The organism is Bacillus pumilus, assembly GCF_003431975.1.
GTDB lineage: Bacteria > Bacillota > Bacilli > Bacillales > Bacillaceae > Bacillus > Bacillus pumilus_N.
Window position 1 is genome coordinate 3,187,062 of sequence record NZ_CP027116.1, and the last position, 20,445, is coordinate 3,207,506.

Consider the following 20,445-nt stretch of genomic DNA (forward strand, 5'->3'; position numbering starts at 1 on the left):
TTATTCAAACCCAACCGTCATCGTCTCTGGATTTGAGCCGACACGCTCGTTATTGTTTAATGCATCGATTTTTTCCATGTCTTCCTTGGATAGTTCGAAATCAAAAATGTCGGCATTTTGTTTAATGCGTTCTTCGTTGATTGATTTAGGAATCGTCACGACGCCGCTTTGCAGATCCCAGCGCAAGATGACTTGTGCAACTGATTTGTTGTAGCGTGCAGCCATTTCTTTCAATACGTCATGGTCTAATAGCTTTCCTTGCATCAGCGGAGACCACGCTTCAATTTGAATCCCTTTTTCTTTTGCGTATTGACGCAGTTCGACAAGTGTCAGTTTCGGATGAAACTCCACTTGGTTCACGGCTGGAACAACTTCAGCATCTTTTAACAGCTCTTCTAAATGCTGAATGTAGAAGTTGCTGACGCCAATGGCTCTCACTTTTCCATCTTTGTAAAGCTTCTCAAGCGCACGCCATGTGTCTTTAAATGTATCTGCATTTGGGCCAGGCCAATGAATCAAATAGAGGTCTAAGTAATCAAGACCTAATCGATTTAAACTTGCATCAAACGCAGCAAGCGCTTTGTCATATCCTTGATCCGTGTTCCATACTTTAGACGTAATGAATAAATCTTCTCGTTTCACGCCAGATTCTTTAATAGCTTTGCCTACGCCTGTCTCATTTTTGTAAACGGCAGCCGTATCAATGCTGCGATATCCGTTTCGTATGGCTGCTTTCACGGCATCTACCACTTGATTGCCGTCCTCCACTTTGAATACACCTAAACCAAACCAAGGCATTTCCACTCCATTATTCAGTGTTACGGTATCATTCAAGCTTTTGACCATTTTAACAACCACCTTTTTCATAGATTCCATCTTTTCCATTATCTCACGTTGTGCTTTAAAACTCTATTATCAGGCGTTTCTCTTTGCTTCTATGGCTAACAACAAAGCACCTGTCATGCCGGCCTTGTCCTCAAGTCCAGGAGAGACAATATATGAATCAAGCGGCGGCAGATCTACATAATCATTGAGATAAGCAGCAAGCTTCTCTCGAATTAGTGGAAACAGTTGTTTTTGCTTCATGACGCCCCCGCCCATAATGATGCGCTCTGGGCTTAAAATAAGCGAGTACTGCATTAGCGCCTGCGCCAAATAGTCGGCTTCAAGTACCCAAACCGACTCTTCCTGCGTGAGCTCTTTGGCAGATTTCCCCCACCTTTTCTCAATCGCAGGCCCAGCGGCGAGCCCTTCTAAGCACGTACCATGCGCCGGGCAGACTCCTTCAAACGAGTCTGATTCATGCTGCCTGACAAGGATGTGCCCCATCTCTGGATGTGAATGACCGTGCAGAAGTTCACTTTTCACAACAGCTCCTGCTCCGATACCCGTACCGACCGTGATATACATACAGCTGTTCAGCCCTTTGGCTGCTCCTTTTGTTAATTCACCTAATGCTGCCGCATTGACATCTGTTGTAAAAGATACTGGGACTTCTAATCGCTTCTCTAGCTCTGGGATGAACGGGTAATGCTTCCAATCTACCTTCGGCGTGTTCATGATATAGCCGTAAGAAGGATCGTCTTTTTGAATGCAGATAGGTCCAAAGGAGCCAACTCCTAATGCTTCAATATCATACTGCTCGAAAAATGGAATAAGCTTTTGTAATGTCTTTTCCGGGTGCTCTGTCGGAATCGTCATTTCCTCTATAATCTCCCCGTGCTCATTGCCAATTGCACAACAAAACTTTGTACCGCCAGCTTCAATTGCTCCATAATACGCCATCATTGATCTCCCCCTGCTCGTTCTCTTTCTTCATCATAAAACATAGGGGAGAAGATGACAATATTACGTATTGGTCAGGAGAACAGCTTCCATATCATTGATATATTCCCTTAAATGATGGGCAATATCACGATTGATTTCACCATCTTCATACAAGGTTTGAATTTCATTTCGAATCGTCTGTACAGCTTGGAAGTTCAGCTCCTTTTTCTTCCGGTCAAAAGAACGGTCTTTTTGCTGAAAGAAACTCGGACCGTGTTCACAGCGGTAAATCACTTGATTGTAAAAGCCAATGACTTGATGACACGTTTGTTTATTTTCATCGGTCATATGCTGTTTGATCGAGTTCACAGCTGCCTCCGCTGTTTTCTTACGAATTTGCTTGTACGAGTCCTCATTTTCTAAAATACCGCTGGAAACGTGCTGATTCGGCCGCCATAATTGGAGCCATTGAAGTAAGCGCAGAAACTTCACTTTTGAAAAACGAATTTTAAAGGAGTTGGAATATAGCATTTCGAGTTCATGAAATCTCTCTTGCAGCTCATATGCTTCTTCTTTATCAATTTTCTCGTCCTCAATGAGCTGTTGAAGCTTCATCTGCTCAGCTTTGATTCCGTGCAGCCTGATCTTCCTCTCTTGTTTTCTCATCCCGAATTGATATGGTTCACGCTGGATATTCCGCAGCTTCATTCGGTAATCGTTGATAAGTGCAAGAGACACTTCTCTGTTATCCTCATTCATTCCTTCTTTTAAGGTTTTAATGGCGCTTCTCAGCAACTTCCGTTTCGCATGCTGAATCTTTGTATCCAAGTCCACGTCGATTTGCTTGTCTTTTTTCTCAGATAAAATCGGGAGTAGTATACTAGCTAAAATGAGTGTACATAAAATCACACCTGCTGCCAGGAATATAATTAAATGCCGCTCAGGAAAAGGTGACCCGTCTGCTAGCGTAAATGGAATGGAAAAGGCACCGGCTAATGTCACAGCCCCGCGCACACCAGAGAATGTCATGAGCATTGAGGCGCGCAGCTTCGGCTTTTTCACGTTCTTCTTTCTCGATACACTCCAGTTCCCTGCCCAGAACAGCCATACCCACAAGAACCTGAGCACCATGAGACACAGTGTAATGATTAAAATGTAGCTTATGACCTGCATATTATTAAAAGCTTCATCTTGGAAAATGACTGTCGAAACATCTGGAATTTGCAATCCAAGTAAAACGAAAACAAGTCCATTTAAAATAAATAAAATAATATTCCATGTGTTTGACGAAGCAATTTGCAGTTTGGCTAAATTTGCTTCCATTCGATCCTGCTCAATTGCATGTGTCACACCACCAGCAACAACGGCTAAAATGCCGGAGACACCAATTTCTTCAGCTGCTAAATAGATAACAAATGGTGTAAGGATTTGCAGGATGATGTGCATCGTGACATCGTCCATTCCTAAACGGCGGAGAAAATAGCGAAAACGAATGATAAAAAAGGATAGAATAAATCCAGTTAATAAACCACCTGCTGCAATCAGTACAAAGCTAAAGGATGCTTCAGCAATCGAAAAGGCGCCAGTTACCGTTGCAGCAATGGCAAATTTAAAGGCAACAAGTCCTGATGCATCGTTCATCAGTCCCTCGCCTTCCAGCAGTCTCATGATGCCCTTTGGCATATTTACACGGCTGGATAAAGCACTTACTGCAACTACATCTGTCGGTGATAAAATGGCTGCAAGTGCAAATGCGGCCGGAAGCGGAATGCTTGGGATCATCCAATGAATGGTATATCCAGCTACGATCACAGTCGCAAACACTAACCCGAGCGCTAACAGAAGAATCGGTGCTCTTAATTTCCACAGCTCGTCCCTTGGGGTACGCTTTCCGTCATTAAATAACAGCGGTGCAATGAATAAAACGAAGAATAGTTCAGGATTTAAAGAAATATGTAAACCTGAAGGAAAAGCTGCCACCAAAATTCCTAATCCCACCTGAATGAGCGGGACTGGAATAAAAGGGACAAAACGATTGATAATATTAGATGCTGCAATGAGTGCTAGTAACACGAGCACTGCCAAAAAAATCTCCACTAGTACATGTCCCTCCTCATTTCATGTTTTCGTCAAGTTTTGCTTACATGCAATGATGTGTTCATTTCTTATGAATTCATCCGATCAGAGATAATTGCTTTTTTAGTATTCCGCAAAAAGAGAAACCAACACATAACAATCCATCTAGGCAAAAAAAGACTGAATCTAGATTCAGCCAGCTGACAAAATTTTCATCACATGTATTGTTCTAATGATGAACAAAAAGATCCTGTTTTTATTTTACACGAAACCCTCCTCATCTGCTGACATCCTGCTCGTATCAAACACCATGAATGCATAAAAAAAGAGCGACATCGCCCTTTTTTCGTTTTACCCTTTATTTAAAAAATAAGACCTAGCGGGAAGCCGCCATTTGAATAAGTAGGAACAAACCCTGCATACGACGAGAATGAGAAACAGCATATACAAAGCAATCTCTCCTTGTGCTAAGTCGAGCCCTACGAATAAGCCGCCAAGTGCTGCCCATACTGCGTAAATCTCTGCTTTTAGCACAAGCGGCTTCCGCCCTGCCAATAAATCACGCACAATTCCGCCGCCGCTTCCAGTCAAAATGGCTGCTACAATGACCGCACTGAGCGGGAGTTCTCTTTGCACAGCAAATAATGCACCTTGAATGGCAAACGCTGCTAAACCAATCGCATCCGAGAAATTCCCCCATGTGCTCCAGTGTTTGAGCAAAAGCTTTGGAAAAAGAAACACAATCGTAATGGATACAAGGGCAATCGTAAACATCTTGCCCTGTGACCATAAAGCAGACACCGGAAGACCGATTAATAGATTCCGAATCGCTCCACCGCCAAATGCTGTCACAATCCCTAAAATGTACACACCAAGAATATCGTACTCTTCCTCCATTGCCACAATCGCACCACTAATGGCGAATGCGATAATGCCAATGATACTTAAGACTTCCCATGCCATTTCCGCTTATCTCCTTACATGATCTGATCATCTAACACTACCCCCTTAATGTATATCTGACACAAGCGAAAAGCAATACAAATTTTCTTTAAATTTTATCTTTTTGCAAAAATAAAAAATAGCCCGCTGAAAAGCAGGCTATCTCTCAATCTTCTTTTGCATTTAACAGCAGCATACTAATGATGATCAAAATAAATGCAATGAGTGCCAACAGTGGAATGGTGATAAAACCAAACCAGTTCAAATAATCAACGGAACAAGGAATACCGCTGAGGCAAGGACGAATCGATGCAAAGCCCGGTATCTTTTGTTCCATATAATGATAGATGGAAAAGCAAGCACCAATCACGGCCAAAGGGAGGACGTAGTATTTCAATTTGACGTCGCCCCTGAATGTAGCAATTCCGAGTAAAAGCACAAGCGGGTACATGAAAATGCGCTGAAACCAGCACATATCGCATGGGATGAACTTCTTGATTTCACTTAAATACAGGCTGCTCATCGTTGCAACGATCGAGACAATCCAAGCACTGTACAAGTAAATAAGCTTATTTTTCATGATTTCTTCCCTTTGAGCTCTTGATCAATTAATTCTTTGATTTCATCATAGTCATAAAAATTTTGGACTTGTTTATTATTAATGAAAATCGTTGGTGTGGAATTCACTTTATATTTGTTCACAAGTTGATCGTCTGCGTTCAGCTGTGGCTGATACGTTTTCTTGGATAAGTGATCTTTTAGCTTGTCCGTATCAATTTTTGTTGTCTTTTTCGCTAGTTCAGTCAGCTTAGCTGGCGTAACCCATTCTGCTTCACTGTCTGGCTGTGCTTGATAGACAGCTTCATGAAATGCCCAGAAGTTTTTTGGATCTTCTTTCCACACTTCTTCAGAAGCTAGTGCTGCTAACACTGCGCCATCTCCATGAACAGGCAGTGGTAAGTTAATAAATGAAAAGGATACATCGCCTTTATCTATGTAGTCAGCTTTCAATTTTGGGAAAATGTCTGTTTCAAAAGATTTACATGATGGACATTTGTAGTCCCCAAACTCGACGATTTGCACCGCTGCATTTTTGTCGCCCATGACAGGCTGCCCTTTAATAGAAGGCTTACTATCAACTGTTTGTGCTTCTTGGCTGTTCTTGTTTCCAATGACAACAAATAGACCGATGAGAAGAGCTGCAATGATGGTTAAAATGACAGCAAATTTAATGGATGAAGATTGATTATTTTTCTTACTCACATAAGCACCTACCTTATCTTTTTCATTCCTAAAAAAAGAAAAAGGATAATAGCTTAGAAAAGTGCCATTATCCAACTTCTTCTATTTTAACAAGAGGGGGGCCATTATGAAAGACGGTATTCATGAATTTTTCCTTACAATTTTATTTCATGACCCTCATTGCATTTAATACCGCAAGTACGGTAACACCGACATCTGAGAAGACAGCTTCCCACATGGTCGCAATACCGAATGCCCCGAGTAACAGGAAAACACCTTTGACACCAAGAGCAAATGCGATATTCTGCCATACAATTCTTCTTGTTCGTTTTGCAACAGCTATGGCTTCAGCTACCTTTGATGGCTGGTCGGTCATGATGACGATATCAGCCGCTTCAACAGCTGCATCTGAACCAAGCCCGCCCATCGCAATGCCTATGTCTGCTCTTGCTAACACCGGTGTATCATTAATGCCGTCCCCAACAAATAATAGCTTTTCTTGAGGCGCTTTTTTCTGGTCAATTTCTTCGATTTTTGTTACTTTATCCTGCGGCAATAATTCTGCATGGACTTCGTCGATGCCAATTTGCTCGGCAACCACAGTCCCGACTTGCTTCGCATCACCTGTGAGCATGACCGTTTGAATCCCAGATGCTTTGAGAAGAGAGACGGCTTCGATGGCATCATCTTTCAATTCATCTGCAATCAAGATTGAACCGGCAAATGCCTCGTTAATGGCCATGTATACAACCGTTCCGCTTCGTTTTTCTTTTTCATATGGAATGCCTTCTCGTTCCATCAAACGGTGATTTCCTGCTAAGACGCGGGAACCGCTGATGGTCGCTTTAATTCCATGACCTGCTATATCCTCATATGCTTCAATCTGGCTTTCATCAAGCGGAGATCCATATGCCGCCTTAATCGATTCAGCAATAGGGTGTGAGGAATGGGCTTCTGCCAGTGCTGCAAAAGAAAGCAGTTCCTCTTCTGTCCACTTGTCACTAGTTGTCACGATGTTAGTTACCGTAAAGTTTCCTTTTGTGAGAGTGCCCGTCTTATCAAATACCGCATAGCTCACAGAGTTTAGTGCTTCTAGATAGTTACTTCCTTTTATTAGGATGCCTCGTTTAGAAGCTGCACCAATCCCGCCGAAGAATCCTAATGGGATGGACACAACAAGTGCACACGGACAAGAGATCACGAGAAAGACAAGTGCCCGGTAAACCCAGTCAGACAATTGTGCTGATGGCATGAGAATCGGCGGCACAAAGGCAAGCAACAAGGCGAGTACGACGACAGCCGGTGTATAATATTTTGCAAACTTTGTGATGAAATTTTCTGTCTGCGCTTTTCGGCTGCTCGCATTCTCAACCAAATCTAAAATCTTCGTCACTGCCGATTCACTTAGCTCTTTTTGCACTTCAATTTCAAGTATACCGTTTTGATTCACGAATCCGGCAAGAACTTCTTTCCCTGCTTCAACGTCTCGTGGCACAGACTCCCCTGTTAATGCGGAGGTATCTACGAGCGAGAAGCCTTCGATCACAAGTCCATCCAGCGGAATTTTTTCACCTGGCTTTACAACAATACGGTCACCGGCTTTTACTTCTTCCGGCTTCACTTTTTTCGTTTCATTTCCTACTTTGAGATTTGCGTATTCTGGGCGTATATTCATTAATTCACTAATTGATCGTCTTGAACGATTGACTGCTGCCCCTTGGAAGAGCTCTCCAATTTGGTAAAACAGCATGACAGCGAGCGCCTCTGGATATTGCTGAATAACAAATGCACCGACCGTTGCAATGGTCATTAAAAAGTTCTCATCGAACACTTGACCGCGCACGATATTTTTCAGTGCTTGAAAGACGACATCACCGCCGACTAGCAAATACGCCGCGAAAAACATGATGAACTTTAGTACACCGTCTTCAGGTATAAAGTAAGCCGCTGTACCAATGACTGCGCCACCAATTAATTTCAGCACAATCGTTTTTAAATTCTTCGATCCATGATCATGATGATGTCCTTCTTGTTTCGGTGATACACTCACATGAGGCTCAATGGACTGAACGGTTTTCTCAATACGCTTTGACATTGTTTCTTGTTTATCTGCATGTGTGACAGTCAATGTGCCTGTCGCAAAATTAACAGAGCAAGCGTCCACTCCATCCATTTTGCTGACACCTGTTTCAATTTTGCGTGCACAGTTGCCACAATCAAGACCGCTTAATACGTATTCATCCTTCATCTTTTTCATGTTCTCACCTTTTTTCTATATAAGTAGCCTTCCCTGATTCACTCAAACCTATCAGACGCTATATTCGTTATATATGAGCACATATTCATATATTGGATTACCCTTATTATATGTGGAGTTCTAATCAACTGTCAATCATTTATGAGCAAATGAATGCTTTTTTGTTCATTGCGGTCACATGGATTTTCAATAAACCAAGCTCATGTCCCCCGCTCCCCGCATAACATAAAAGCGGTCGTTTGACCTCTAACGAAATAAATGCAACTTTTCTCTTTACAAAAGAAGGACATACGTTTAAACTAAAATAAAAGTTTCCCTAAGGAAACAAATTAGCGCTAAAGAATCATTTCATCCTTTAGTCAAAATTATTTAATGTATGCATATATCTTTAGGAAATGCAATGATGATTGAAAGGGGCCCCAAGAGATGTCAAATGCTTTAACAATCGACCGACTGCATGTCTCATATCACGGACAGGATGCATTAGAGAACGTCTCTCTTTCCATACAGGAAGGAACGCTGACAGGAATCATAGGCCCAAACGGTGCTGGTAAATCGACTTTACTCAAGGCATGCTTGGATTTAATTGAAAAAGATCAAGGGGATATTCGTTTTTTTGACCAGCCCTTTAAACAAGTTAGAAAACAGATTGCCTATGTACCTCAGAGAAATGATTTAGACTGGACGTTTCCTATTCATGTGCTGGATACCGTTCTACTTGGAACATATCCGAAGCTTGGCCTGATGAAACGCCCGAAAAAAGAAGACCGGGCATATGCGTACCACTGTTTAGAAAAGGTCGGGATGCAGGATTTTGCTAAAAGACAGATAGGTGAGTTATCCGGCGGTCAGCAGCAGCGCGTCTTCCTTGCAAGAGCACTTGCTCAAAACGCACAGCTCTTCTGTTTGGATGAACCGTTTGTCGGGATTGATATGGCAAGTGAAGAAACAATGATTCACATTTTGAAGGAATTACGAGATGAAGGAAAAACCATTTTGGTTGTCCATCACGATTTAAGTAAAGCCGATGATTACTTCAGCCATCTCGTTTTGTTAAACAAAAAACTCATCAAATCAGGGCCTGTACACGACATCCTTCGACCAGAGGTCATGCTGAAGGCATATGAAACGCAGCTACCATTCTTAAAATCAGCAGGAGGAGACATGTAATGGAATTTTTGACCGGACTCTTTGAATATGCGTTTTTACAAAAAGCCTTATTTACATCCGTCATGGTCGGCATCATTTGCGGGGTCATTGGCTGCTTTATCATTTTACGCGGTATGGCTCTGATGGGAGACGCCATTTCGCATGCCGTCCTGCCAGGTGTCGCCATCTCTTATATGCTGGGCATTAACTTTTTCTTCGGTGCCGTCTTAACTGGGGTGTTAACAGCGATTGGGATCGGATACGTGAGTCAAAACAGCCGCATTAAAAATGATTCTGCCATCGGCATTGTCTTCACGGCCTTTTTCTCCATTGGGATCATTCTCATTACATTTTTGAAAAGTTCCAGTGATTTATATCACATACTGTTCGGAAATGTTCTAGCAGTTCGCTCTTCTGATATGTGGATTACACTCGGCATCGGCATTTTTATCCTGCTAGCTGTCATCGTTTTCTACAAGGAATTGCTCATTAGTTCATTCGATCCGGTCATTTCTTCGGTTTACGGTTTACCGAATCGAATGATTCATTACTTTCTGATGACCTTGCTGACCCTTGTGACCGTTGCATCACTGCAAACTGTTGGGATTATTCTTGTCGTTGCCATGCTTATTACACCGGCAGCCACTGCTTATCTCTTAACAGACCGGCTATGGATTATGATTTATTTATCTGCTTTTTTCGGTGCTGTTTCTGCAGTCGTCGGTCTTGGGCTTAGTTTTACGTATAATTTGTCGTCAGGGGCTTCTATCGTACTGGTCGCAACCATTTTATTCGGCAGTGCCTTTGTCTTTTCACCAAAACAAGGAATTCTATGGAGATCATTAAAATCTAAACGAAAACGAACGCAGTTAAAAAAGGAAGCGTCTATGTAAAAGGAGGACATATATGAAGAAGGTATTCGCAATCCGTTTGACCGTAGTATTTATTGCCCTTATGGTCATTGCAGGCTGTTCTACTAAGCAAAATAATTCCTGCAAAGATGACGGCACACTAAAAGTCGTCACCACCTACTCCATTCTTTACGACATTGTGAAGGAAGTAGGCGGAGAGCACGTCTCTATTCACAGCATAGTTCCCATTGGTACAGACCCACATGAATTTGACCCACTGCCAAAGGATGTTCAGTATACGACGGATGCAGACCTTGTTCTATATAATGGCTTAAACCTTGAAACAGGAAATGGCTGGTTTCAAAAGCTGCTTGAATCGAGTGGCAAGGACGGGGATGATGCACCTGTAGCCGAATTAAGTAAAGGCGTCAAAGTAAAACATTTATCTTCAAAAGGACTCGAAAGCCAGCAAGACCCCCACGCTTGGCTGAATGTCGAAAATGGGATTCTTTATGCTAAAAATGCCAGAGATGCGCTTATAAAAGCAGACCCTGAGCATCAAGAGGATTACAAAAAAAATGCAGAAGCCTATATCAAAAAGCTTCAAGCGCTTCACGATGAAGCAAAAGACAAATTTGACCAGCTGCCAAAAGACAAAAAGCAACTTGTGACAAGTGAGGGAGCCTTCAAGTATTTTGCAGATGCATATGGACTGAAAGCCGGCTACATTTGGGAGATCAACACAGAAAGTGAAGGAACACCTGGACAAATGAAGCGCATCATTCATTTTGTCAAAGATCATCAAGTGCCTGCGCTTTTTCTTGAAACAAGTGTCGATCAACGAAGCCTCGAAAGCCTCTCTGAGGAAACCGGGGTGCCGATTAAAGGAAAAGTATTCACCGACTCCATTGGAAAGAAAGGTGAAGATGGAGACAGTTACTATAAGATGATGAAATGGAATATTGACACCATTTACAAAGGGTTGTCATCATAAAAAAAGACAGGCGGATTCACTCCGTCTGTCTTTTTTATGAGCTGGCTATATGTTGCGGGTGTTTTTTCGGCCAGATGACATAGCTGATGCTAATGACGAAATCAATAGCTAAAACCATTCCCCACACTCTCGCTAACTGCATCAGCGATTCCGTTCGTTCTGGTGCTTGGATGAGATAGGATAACCCAAAGAGTAGACCAGCTCCAATCACATAAGAGATCAAATGCCGTGTCCAGCTAGTCATTTCATACATAGACCGTTCCTTCCCGTACTTTGGTCTTCCCTTTGGCTTAGGGCCCCCTGCAAATCGATAAGCAAACCGAGCATCAGCCCATTTCACCATTTGATGCCCAAAGGCGAGACTTACCCCAATATAAACAGCCGCAAGACCGTGAATGACACTTGCCACAGCCCCCTGCTTTAAATCGATATACGTCGCTGCAAGAAGAATAAGATCCAAAATCGGTGTACAAATGAGAAAGAGAGCGCCCCACTTTTTCTGTCTAAACACATAACGCAACGTTAGCCCCACCAGAATAAACAGCCAAAAACCGATTTCACATGCCACAATCAATAACCCGACCAATATTCCCACACTCCTTTTTTAACACAATTGTATTAAATAAAAAATAACACAACTGTGTTAAAAAAACAATAGCTATGCTAAAATCAATGTATGCCAAAAATCGTCGATCACCATAAACAAAAACAAAAAGTCGCTCAAGCCGCGATGAGAGTCATTAAACAGGATGGATTGGAGAACGCTTCTGTACGAAAAGTAGCGTTAGAAGCTGGTATTTCAGCAGGCTCAATGCGTCATTATTTCTCCACACAGCAGGAGCTATTTCTTTTCTCTATGACATTGATTCAAGAAAGAGTTAAGGAGCGGATCACAAGACTTCAGCTAAACGATTCAACGGAAGAAAATGTCCTCGCGTTATTAGAGCAGGTTCTTCCACTTGATGAAGAACGAAGATTTGAAATGGAGGTGTGGCAGGCTTTTACGGTCAAGTCGATGACTGAACCAGATTTACAGCCGCTCAATGCAAAGATGTATGACGAGCTTTTCCAAATGACCCAATATTGTTTAATGAAATTAAAAGAGGATGGGCTTTTGCTTGATCATATCGATCTTTTCGTCGAAACTGAGCGTCTTTATGCGGTCATCAACGGGCTTGCATTAAATGGAATCTTACAGCCTCATCGTTTACCGCCTCAGCTCATACGCTCCGTGCTGCAGATGCACCTGCAATCCATCACAAAAAAAGACATGTCCCCCTCATAAGGGAGCATGTCTTTTTTTAATCTTCCATAAAAATACGTTTTGCTTCGTAGTAGAGCACCTGCACAAATTTCTTCACATTGATACGGGTGTGTTCTTCTCTTCCGCTTGTCTCTTTTGTCAATTCACTCATTTTCTTTCGCACGATGGTGAAATCAAAGAATTTAGATGCGTAATTTTCAAACGTTGGATGAGAAAAATCAGTTAACCCGAGAGATGCAATGTGTTTCAAGGATTGGTTGATCGCACGCCTTACCCGCTGTTCGGCTGCTTTCGCTTCTCTTGCAATGTCTGCCGATGTGTATGGTTCATTTAATTTATCCTCCGTAATTCCGGTGAAAATAACCTTTAAAGAAGGAAATGAATCATGATGCTCGGTATGCAGCGCTAAATACTGATCGGTGAAGAGAATCATATCTAATAAATCTTTAGACCCTTTCTCCCCCACAATCCCAAGCTCCGCCAGCAAGAATTGGCCTGCCTCTGCAAGACTTTTCCCACGTTGCTTCGTTTTCGTCTGACCACGCTGCTGAAACTGCATGACGGATTTGAGCGAGTGCTGAATGTTTTCAATTGAATGCTCTAAATGAAGACGTTCAACCATGAGGTGAAGCACACTTAACACCTCAACACGGTTGATCGGCTTTGTCACATAATACTCAACTCCAAGCGTATACGCCTGTCCAATTAATTCCTTAGTCTCAACTTGTGACAGCATTAAGTATTTCCCATGAAACTCATCCTTGATCGCTCGAATCGTTTCAAGTCCATCTCTTTCCGGCATCAATAGATCAATACATAAAATATCAATGTGCAAATCATTCAAGTAGCTTGATGTTAACTCTGCGCCATCCTCTGCTTCCCCTGCGACAATGCCAAGCTCTTCATCTTCAATGAGCTGAGCCAGTGAAGAACGAACGGCTTCATCATCATCTACAATAAAAAATCTCATCTCCAAGTCCCCTCTTTTCTACTCACTTGATCTATTGGTATCATTAATGTGAAAATCGTTTGTTTATTTGGGATACTCTTCATCTCCACACTGCCCCCAAGCTTCTCCGCTGTATCCTTCACATAGGAGAGACCGATACCGCTTGATGGATTCCCTGCCTGGTCATATTTTAAAGTGAAGCCCGGTTTAAAAATCACATGATGATTTCTCTCTTTAATGCCGGGTCCATTGTCGCTTATTTGAAAGATTACATGGTTCTCTTTCTGTGAAATGGAGAGTGACACCTTGCCATCCACCGGAATGGCTTCGACAGCATTAGATACGATATTATTTAACAATGATAGAATGGTATACACATGATAGACGGGATGCTGCCCATCTTCATCATAATGAAAGTCGATGTGTTTTTTAAGAGATTCTGCATAATTTTCATGGATACGAATCACAAGCCCCGCGATATGAGCTGGACTGGCATACTGTTGGAATTTCTCCTCATGAATCAGCTTAGACAACGCGGAAAAAATCCGCTGGTTATCCTTTTTGATTTCATGCACCTCTCCTGCAATTTGCAGTGCGGTTTTACCGAGCTTTTTCAAATCCAATGACTCCGCATCCTCTGCGTGGTGAAGAGATTGATACAATTGATAGGATGTCGCTGTAATGTGCTCAGCATGTGCGAGTGTTTTATAAAAATATGTAGACTCCGAGTAAAGATTTGATAGCAGCATCAGTAGATGTTCCTTTTCCTTTTTCATCTGACGCTCTCTCGCCTGCTCTTCATATAACCGAATCATTGTATAACAAGCCAATACGAAAAAGCTTCTGAAAATCGCTAAAACAAATAGTTGAAAGAGGGTCCGCATCGTGACTATTTCATCGATGGTGCCACGAAGTGCAATCATCTCCACAACGCTTGCGCACAGCTCCATGATGATGCCTGTCGCCCCAATCAGCCAAGGTTGATCACGGAAGCGTCTCACCTGTAATAAATAAAAAAGCGTGCCATAGACGACATAATAGAGCATAGAAGGAAATCTTAATGACACCGCCTCTTCTAGCAGGAGATTCCCTGTCACGGCTGTATCAAGCAGCACGCGGAACGCAAAAACAGATACCCCTGCAATGATGCCGCTCGCCCACCCCGGGAATCTTTTCATTTGAAGCAGAATAAAGAAAAAGACAACGGTTCCAAAGCTGACCCGAAAGCTGTCCTCAAATGGATAGAATTTCAACTCTCCGCCAATCGGTGTCAGTACAATCAGCAGCAAAATTAAATAAGGCTCTGTATTCAGCCATTTTTTCAGTAGATTCAAACGCAGTCACATCCCTAATAATTGACGATAGTATACTATGTGAGCTTGAGAAAAACAAACCTTCATAAAAAGCGCACACCGGAACTTTGTCGGTGTGCGCTTCTCATGATGCCTCTTAGTCTTCTAAACGATCCTTTTCTAAAAGTGATGCGCCAGAAATACCTGGTTTGGTCATTTCAAAAGGATTCAAGATGACGTCAAGCTCTTCTTCTGTTAACACATCATTTTGCAGACAAAGCTCACGTACAGATGCGCCTGTAAGAATCGCTTCTCTTGCAATTCGTGCAGCAGCCTCATAACCAATGTGCGGGTTTACCGCTGTCATGACACCAGCACTTTTTTCTACATATTCCTTTAATCTCGTTTCATCTGCTTTCAGGTCACGCAAGCAGTTGTCCACGAAGGATTCAAATACATTTTTCATCATGCTAAGAGATTGTAGTAAGTTGAATATTAAAACTGGCTCCATGACGTTCAGTTCAAGCTGACCAGCCTCTGATGCAAGACAGATCGTGTGATCATTTCCGATGACTTGGAATGCCACTTGGTTCATAACCTCAGGCATAACAGGGTTGACTTTCCCTGGCATGATGGATGAACCGGGCTGTCTCGGCGGCAAGTGAAGCTCACCAAAACCTGCTCTTGGGCCTGAAGCCATTAAACGAATATCGTTCGCCATTTTAGACATATTCATCATACATACTTTAAGCGCAGCTGATACTTCTGTATAAGCATCCGTATTTTGCGTTGCATCCACTAAGTCTTCGGCTCCAACTAACGGTAATCCGCTAATGTCAGATAGATAGCCAACCACTTGGCGAATATATTTAGGATCCGCATTCAGTCCAGTTCCGACGGCTGTTGCTCCCATATTGACTTCATATAAATGCTGTCTAGACTGCTTGATACGTTTAATATCACGAGCAAGAACCTTTGCATACGCACTAAATTCCTGACCAAGTCTGATTGGAACAGCGTCCTGAAGATGCGTACGTCCCATTTTGATGACATGATCGAATTCCTGTGCTTTTTCCGTCATGACTTGATGCATGTTTTCCATCGTATAAAGTAGTTTTTCAATCATATTCAATGTTGAAATATGAATCGCTGTTGGGAAAACGTCGTTTGTTGACTGCGACATGTTCACATGCGTGTTTGGACTTAGCTCAGTATAAGCGCCCTTTTCCTTTCCTAGTAGTTCAAGCGCTCTGTTTGCAATGACTTCATTGGCATTCATATTCATTGAAGTGCCAGCCCCACCTTGAATTGGATCGACAATAAATTGATTGTTCCATTTTCCTTCAATAACCTCATCTGCGGCTTGAACAATTTTTTCTCCAAGACCCGAATATAGTCGCTGTGTATCCATATTTGCAAGTGCGGCTGACTTTTTGACAATCCCTAATGCTTTGATGAGTTCCTCATGAACATGGTAGCCAGTAATTGGAAAGTTCTCTACTGCACGTAATGTTTGAATTCCATAATATGCTTGAGTGTCTACTTCCTTTTCACCTAGAAAGTCTCGTTCGATTCGAACTTGCTTGTCCTGTAGCTTCGTCATTTGAAAAGATCTCCTTTTACGCTGCTTTTGTTTGTTGTTTTAATTCCTCAATATACTTCTTCGATTTCTCTTGATCAAATACTTTTTCCCACTTAGACATGACAATGGCTGCAAGTGAGTTACCAAATACGTTAACAGTTGTACGAACCATGTCAAGAATACGGTCGATCCCAACGATGAAGGCAAGTCCTTCAAGCGGCAGTCCCATTGCACCAAGTGTTGTGATGACAACAACGATCGATGCTCCTGGTACACCAGCCATTCCTTTAGATGTCAGCATCAAGATTAATAGTAACGTAATTTGCTCATAGATGGAAAGGGGCACACCATACATTTGTGCAACAAATATGGCAGCGACAGATTGATAGATAGCACTTCCATCTAGGTTAAAGGTATAGCCTGTTGGGATAACGAACGACGTGATCGCTTTCGGGCAGCCGAACTTCTCCATTTTGTCCATTAATCTAGGCAGTACAGCTTCTGAACTTGCTGTTGAGAATGCAAGAATGATTTCTTCTTTTAAAATTTTAAATAGTGTAAAGACGCTTGTTCCAGCCAATTTTGCGATAATGCCAAGCACGACAATGACGAAGAATGCCATTGTGCCGTAAACGACAAGTACCAGTTTACCTAGCGGGAGAAGCGCTCCGACCCCGAATTTGATCACCGTCACACTGATGAGAGCGAATACACCAAATGGTGCAAACTTCATCACTTTATTGGTGACCCAGAACATCGCTTCGAGTATCCCCTCAAAGAATCCTAACACTGGTTTTCCTTTGTCACCTACTGCAGCAATACCTAATCCGAATAAGACCGTAAAGAAAATCGTTGGTAATAAATCACCTTCTGCAATCGATTGGAAAACGTTTGTTGGTACAAGATGTACAATTGTTTCAGAAAAACTTGCTTTTTCGGAAGAAGTTTTAGATGTCTCTTCATATTTAGAGATATCTCCTTTTTCCATGTTGCTCATATCAATTCCTGTTCCAGGATGGAAGAGGTTGGCTGCAAGCAGTCCAACTGCTAATGCAATCGTTGTCACAATTTCGAAGTAAAGAATTGTTTTTCCGCCGAGTCTTCCGATGGTTTTCATATCCCCTACACCAGCTACAGCTACAATCAATGCAGCAATAACAATTGGAAGGACGATCATTTTAATTAAGTGGATGAATATATCGCCAATCGGCGTTAACACATTAATAACGGTTTCATTTTGATAAAACAGTGCTCCTACGATCACACCCAGAACAAGTGCAATGAGTATTTGAGAAGCTAACCCTAACTTTTTCATATGTGAACCCCCTTTTTTGATAACGCTTTCTTTAATTGCTTATTCGCATCTTAACGATGAAACTACAAAAAACGACAAAAAGGAACAAAACAAAATGAATTTTTTATGAAAATTCTTTAAAAAGGTGGGGTTTTCCACAAAATTGTAAAAAAAAAGACTCCGCTTTTGGGCGAAGTCTTTAATGATTTTGTTTTTGTTCGCTTGGCGGATCTTCTTGTGGATAAAATTCATCATATACAGCATATCCAATGAGTACAAGAGCAACGTAGAACAATGCACTCAGAGTCCAAATCCATTTGGTACTCAGCTTCATTCTGCCACTCCCTCTCTCACTGGTTTCAATCGCTGCAATCTGAGTGCATTCAATACAACCGATACGGAGCTAAAGGCCATTGCCGCTCCTGCAAGCCATGGTGCAAGGAGTCCAAAAGCAGCTATCGGAATCCCGATACAGTTATAGGCAAGCGCCCAAAATAGATTTTGCTTGATGTTTCTCATTGTTTTTTGACTAAATGTAAGCGCATCTGCAATGGCATGGAGGTCTCCCGTCATGAGCGTGATATCTGCTGCTTCCATAGCAACATCTGTCCCTGTTCCAACCGCCATCCCAATATTCGCTGTCGCAAGAGCCGGGGCATCATTGATACCATCTCCGACCATGGCAACCTTCTTCCCTTGTTCCTGAAGCGCCGCAATGTGAGCAGCCTTTTCCTCTGGTAGAACTTCAGCAATGACATGATCAATGCCCGCCTGTTTTGCAATCGCCTCTGCTGTCAGCTTGTTATCACCTGTCATCATAGCAACGTGAATGCCTTGCTCTTTCAAACGTGCGATCGCGTGAGATGAAGATGCTTTGATTGTATCTGCTACCGCAACGATGCCGGCGACTTCCCCATCAATAGCGATAAGCATAGCCGTTTTCCCTTGCTGTTCCAATGTTGTGACAGACGCTTCAAATGGATCATATGAAATATGGTGTTTCTGTAATAGCTTACGTGTTCCAACCAACAGCTTGTGCCCTGCCATCTTTGCTTCAATTCCATGACCTGGGTTAGCTTGGAAGGCTTCGATTTCCACAGCTTCAAGACCTTGTTCTTTCATTCCGTCGGTGATGGCTCTAGCAAGCGGATGTTCCGACTGCTGTTCTGCCGATCCTACTAGCTGAAGCAGCGTATCATCTGTCCAATTAGCGTATGCCACTACATCTGTCAGACTCGGCTCTCCTTTTGTGACAGTCCCTGTTTTATCTAAAACGACCGTGTCGATTGATTGGGTCACTTCTAAATGCTCCCCGCCTTTAAACAGAATGCCTGATTCAGCGGCACGACCGCTGCCCGCCATAATAGAGGTTGGTGTGGCAAGGCCGAGCGCACACGGACATGCAATGACGATGACCGCTATAAAGGTTTCAAGTGCTGATGTCACATTTCCTGGATCAACAAAGAAAAACCATGTCAGGAAGGTGAGCACAGCAATTCCTACAACGATGGGAACGAATATCCCTGATATTTGATCGGCCATTCTTTGGATCGGTGCTTTTGAGCCCTGTGCTTGTTCTACGACTCGGATAATTTGTGAAAGGGCAGTCTCTTTCCCGACTTTTGTCGCTTTCACTTTCATAAATCCATTTTTATTAATGGTTGCCCCGATGACCGCATCACCAGCGGTTTTATCAACAGGCAGACTTTCTCCCGTAATCATGGACTCGTCGACTGCGGTTGTTCCTTCTACAATCTCTCCATCTACAGGTACTTTCTCACCCGGTTTGACAAACACAAGATCATTCACTTTCACTTCAGAAATAGGCACTGTCATCTCTTTCCCATCTCGCTCGATGACCGCTTCTTTCGCTTGTAAGCCCATCAGCTTTTGAATCGCTTCTGATGATCTTCCTTTTGCTTTTGCTTCCATTAATTTTCCCAGCACGATCAACGTAATGAGCACAGCACTTGTTTCATAATAGAGTGCTGCCTCATGTGCACCTTGAACCGCTGACTGAATGCTTTCATATAAACTATAGAAAAACGCAGCTGATGTCCCTAGTGCAACAAGAACATCCATGTTGGCGCTTTTATTACGTAAAGCCTTATACGCACCTACATAGAAGGGCCAGCCGACAATGAACTGGACCGGCGCTGCTAACGCCAGCTGGACCCATGGATTCATGAACGCTTCAGGCAGCCAAATAAACGACGTAAAAGAAAAATGACTGACCATTGCCCAAAGAAGCGGCAGTGACAAGATCATTGAAAATAAAAAGCGTGCCGTCTGCTTCTCTATTGCCGCTTGGCGATGATCTTTTTTTCCTTCTTCTGCTTCGTCCTCGGCTGGTTCAATTAAAGAGTACCCAATGGATTTCACCGCATCCTTCATTTCACTTGTAGACGTTTGGTCAGGGTGATACGTGACCTGAAGGGTTTCAAGCGCAAAGTTCACAGACCCGTGGTCGACACCTTCCATCCGATTTATTTTTTTCTCTATTCGGTTCGCACAAGCTGCACACGTCATTCCCTCTATATCAAATTCCGCTTGCTCCATCACCACATCGTAGCCAAGGGATTGGATTTTTTTCTTCAGATCCTCTTCTGTTAGTTGTTCTGTTTCATACACAATATGAGATGTTTCAAGTGCAAAATTCACATTGGCATCATCCACACCCTCAAGCTTGTTCAAGCCCTTTTCGATGCGACCTGCACAGGCAGCACAGGTCATCCCCGTAATTTGAAAGTCGATTTCCTTTTTCATTAACCTCACCTCTCTGCATA

At 42.7% G+C, this 20,445-nt stretch carries 18 protein-coding genes; 4 read left to right on the forward strand and 14 right to left on the reverse strand.

What is annotated here, in order from left to right:
- The 7 genes from C5695_RS16605 to C5695_RS16635 form a co-directional block, all read right to left on the reverse strand.
- The gene (locus C5695_RS16605) at positions 1-846 is read right to left on the reverse strand and encodes an aldo/keto reductase (protein WP_117731676.1); all 846 of its coding nucleotides are present in this window, start codon (positions 844-846) and stop codon (positions 1-3) included.
- A 69-nt stretch (positions 847-915) separates the two neighbouring features.
- Positions 916-1,785 (reverse strand): ROK family protein, encoded by an 870-nt coding sequence (locus C5695_RS16610; RefSeq protein ID WP_117733172.1) that lies wholly within the window; start codon positions 1,783-1,785, stop codon positions 916-918.
- Between the two features lie 63 nt (positions 1,786-1,848).
- Positions 1,849-3,864 carry a Na+/H+ antiporter gene (locus tag C5695_RS16615; protein ID WP_117731678.1) on the reverse strand — a complete coding sequence of 672 codons (2,016 nt, stop codon included), beginning with the start codon at positions 3,862-3,864 and terminating at the stop codon, positions 1,849-1,851.
- 330 nt (positions 3,865-4,194) lie between these two features.
- Entirely contained in the window at positions 4,195-4,806 is a 612-nt protein-coding gene (locus C5695_RS16620; protein ID WP_117731680.1) for a trimeric intracellular cation channel family protein, read from the reverse strand.
- 145 nt (positions 4,807-4,951) lie between these two features.
- Positions 4,952-5,365: a disulfide oxidoreductase gene (locus C5695_RS16625; RefSeq protein WP_117731682.1), complete on the reverse strand. Its 414-nt coding sequence runs from the start codon at positions 5,363-5,365 to the stop codon at positions 4,952-4,954.
- The gene (locus tag C5695_RS16630; RefSeq protein ID WP_117731684.1) at positions 5,362-6,048 is read right to left on the reverse strand and encodes a DsbA family protein; all 687 of its coding nucleotides are present in this window, start codon (positions 6,046-6,048) and stop codon (positions 5,362-5,364) included. The genes C5695_RS16625 and C5695_RS16630 overlap by 4 nt, the downstream gene beginning before the upstream one ends.
- 142 nt (positions 6,049-6,190) lie before the next feature.
- Positions 6,191-8,284, reverse strand: a complete 2,094-nt coding sequence (locus C5695_RS16635) for a heavy metal translocating P-type ATPase (protein WP_117731686.1) — start codon at positions 8,282-8,284, stop codon at positions 6,191-6,193.
- A 426-nt stretch (positions 8,285-8,710) separates the two neighbouring features.
- Between C5695_RS16635 and C5695_RS16640 the strand changes: the two genes are divergently transcribed.
- From C5695_RS16640 to C5695_RS16650, 3 genes are read left to right on the forward strand one after another with little or no spacing between them, the layout of a single operon-like run.
- Complete coding sequence (locus C5695_RS16640) at positions 8,711-9,454, forward strand: metal ABC transporter ATP-binding protein (RefSeq protein WP_117731688.1); 744 nt, start codon at positions 8,711-8,713, stop codon at positions 9,452-9,454.
- Positions 9,454-10,326: a metal ABC transporter permease gene (locus C5695_RS16645; RefSeq protein WP_117731690.1), complete on the forward strand. Its 873-nt coding sequence runs from the start codon at positions 9,454-9,456 to the stop codon at positions 10,324-10,326. The genes C5695_RS16640 and C5695_RS16645 overlap by 1 nt, the downstream gene beginning before the upstream one ends.
- 13 nt (positions 10,327-10,339) lie before the next feature.
- The gene (locus tag C5695_RS16650) at positions 10,340-11,278 is read left to right on the forward strand and encodes a metal ABC transporter substrate-binding protein (protein WP_117731692.1); all 939 of its coding nucleotides are present in this window, start codon (positions 10,340-10,342) and stop codon (positions 11,276-11,278) included.
- 34 nt (positions 11,279-11,312) lie between these two features.
- Here C5695_RS16650 and C5695_RS16655 read toward each other — a convergent pair whose 3' ends face one another.
- Complete coding sequence (locus tag C5695_RS16655) at positions 11,313-11,864, reverse strand: hypothetical protein (protein WP_117731694.1); 552 nt, start codon at positions 11,862-11,864, stop codon at positions 11,313-11,315.
- 90 nt (positions 11,865-11,954) lie between these two features.
- Between C5695_RS16655 and C5695_RS16660 the strand changes: the two genes are divergently transcribed.
- Complete coding sequence (locus C5695_RS16660; RefSeq protein ID WP_117731696.1) at positions 11,955-12,563, forward strand: TetR/AcrR family transcriptional regulator; 609 nt, start codon at positions 11,955-11,957, stop codon at positions 12,561-12,563.
- A gap of 16 nt (positions 12,564-12,579) precedes the next feature.
- On the opposite strand, the gene C5695_RS16665 is transcribed toward C5695_RS16660, so the two are convergent.
- The 6 genes from C5695_RS16665 to C5695_RS16685 form a co-directional block, all read right to left on the reverse strand.
- A complete protein-coding gene (locus C5695_RS16665) occupies positions 12,580-13,512 on the reverse strand; it encodes a response regulator (protein WP_117731698.1) in 933 nt (310 codons plus the stop codon).
- The gene (locus C5695_RS16670) at positions 13,509-14,825 is read right to left on the reverse strand and encodes a sensor histidine kinase (protein ID WP_117731700.1); all 1,317 of its coding nucleotides are present in this window, start codon (positions 14,823-14,825) and stop codon (positions 13,509-13,511) included. The genes C5695_RS16665 and C5695_RS16670 overlap by 4 nt, the downstream gene beginning before the upstream one ends.
- 115 nt (positions 14,826-14,940) lie before the next feature.
- The gene (gene aspA / locus C5695_RS16675) at positions 14,941-16,386 is read right to left on the reverse strand and encodes an aspartate ammonia-lyase (protein ID WP_117731702.1); all 1,446 of its coding nucleotides are present in this window, start codon (positions 16,384-16,386) and stop codon (positions 14,941-14,943) included.
- Between the two features lie 16 nt (positions 16,387-16,402).
- Positions 16,403-17,680 (reverse strand): cation:dicarboxylate symporter family transporter, encoded by a 1,278-nt coding sequence (locus tag C5695_RS16680; protein ID WP_117731704.1) that lies wholly within the window; start codon positions 17,678-17,680, stop codon positions 16,403-16,405.
- A 178-nt stretch (positions 17,681-17,858) separates the two neighbouring features.
- Entirely contained in the window at positions 17,859-17,993 is a 135-nt protein-coding gene (locus tag C5695_RS20855) for a hypothetical protein (protein WP_262379005.1), read from the reverse strand.
- A complete protein-coding gene (locus C5695_RS16685) occupies positions 17,990-20,425 on the reverse strand; it encodes a heavy metal translocating P-type ATPase (protein WP_117731706.1) in 2,436 nt (811 codons plus the stop codon). Before C5695_RS16685 ends, C5695_RS20855 begins: the two co-directional genes overlap by 4 nt.
- Between the last annotated feature and the right edge of the window lie 20 nt (positions 20,426-20,445).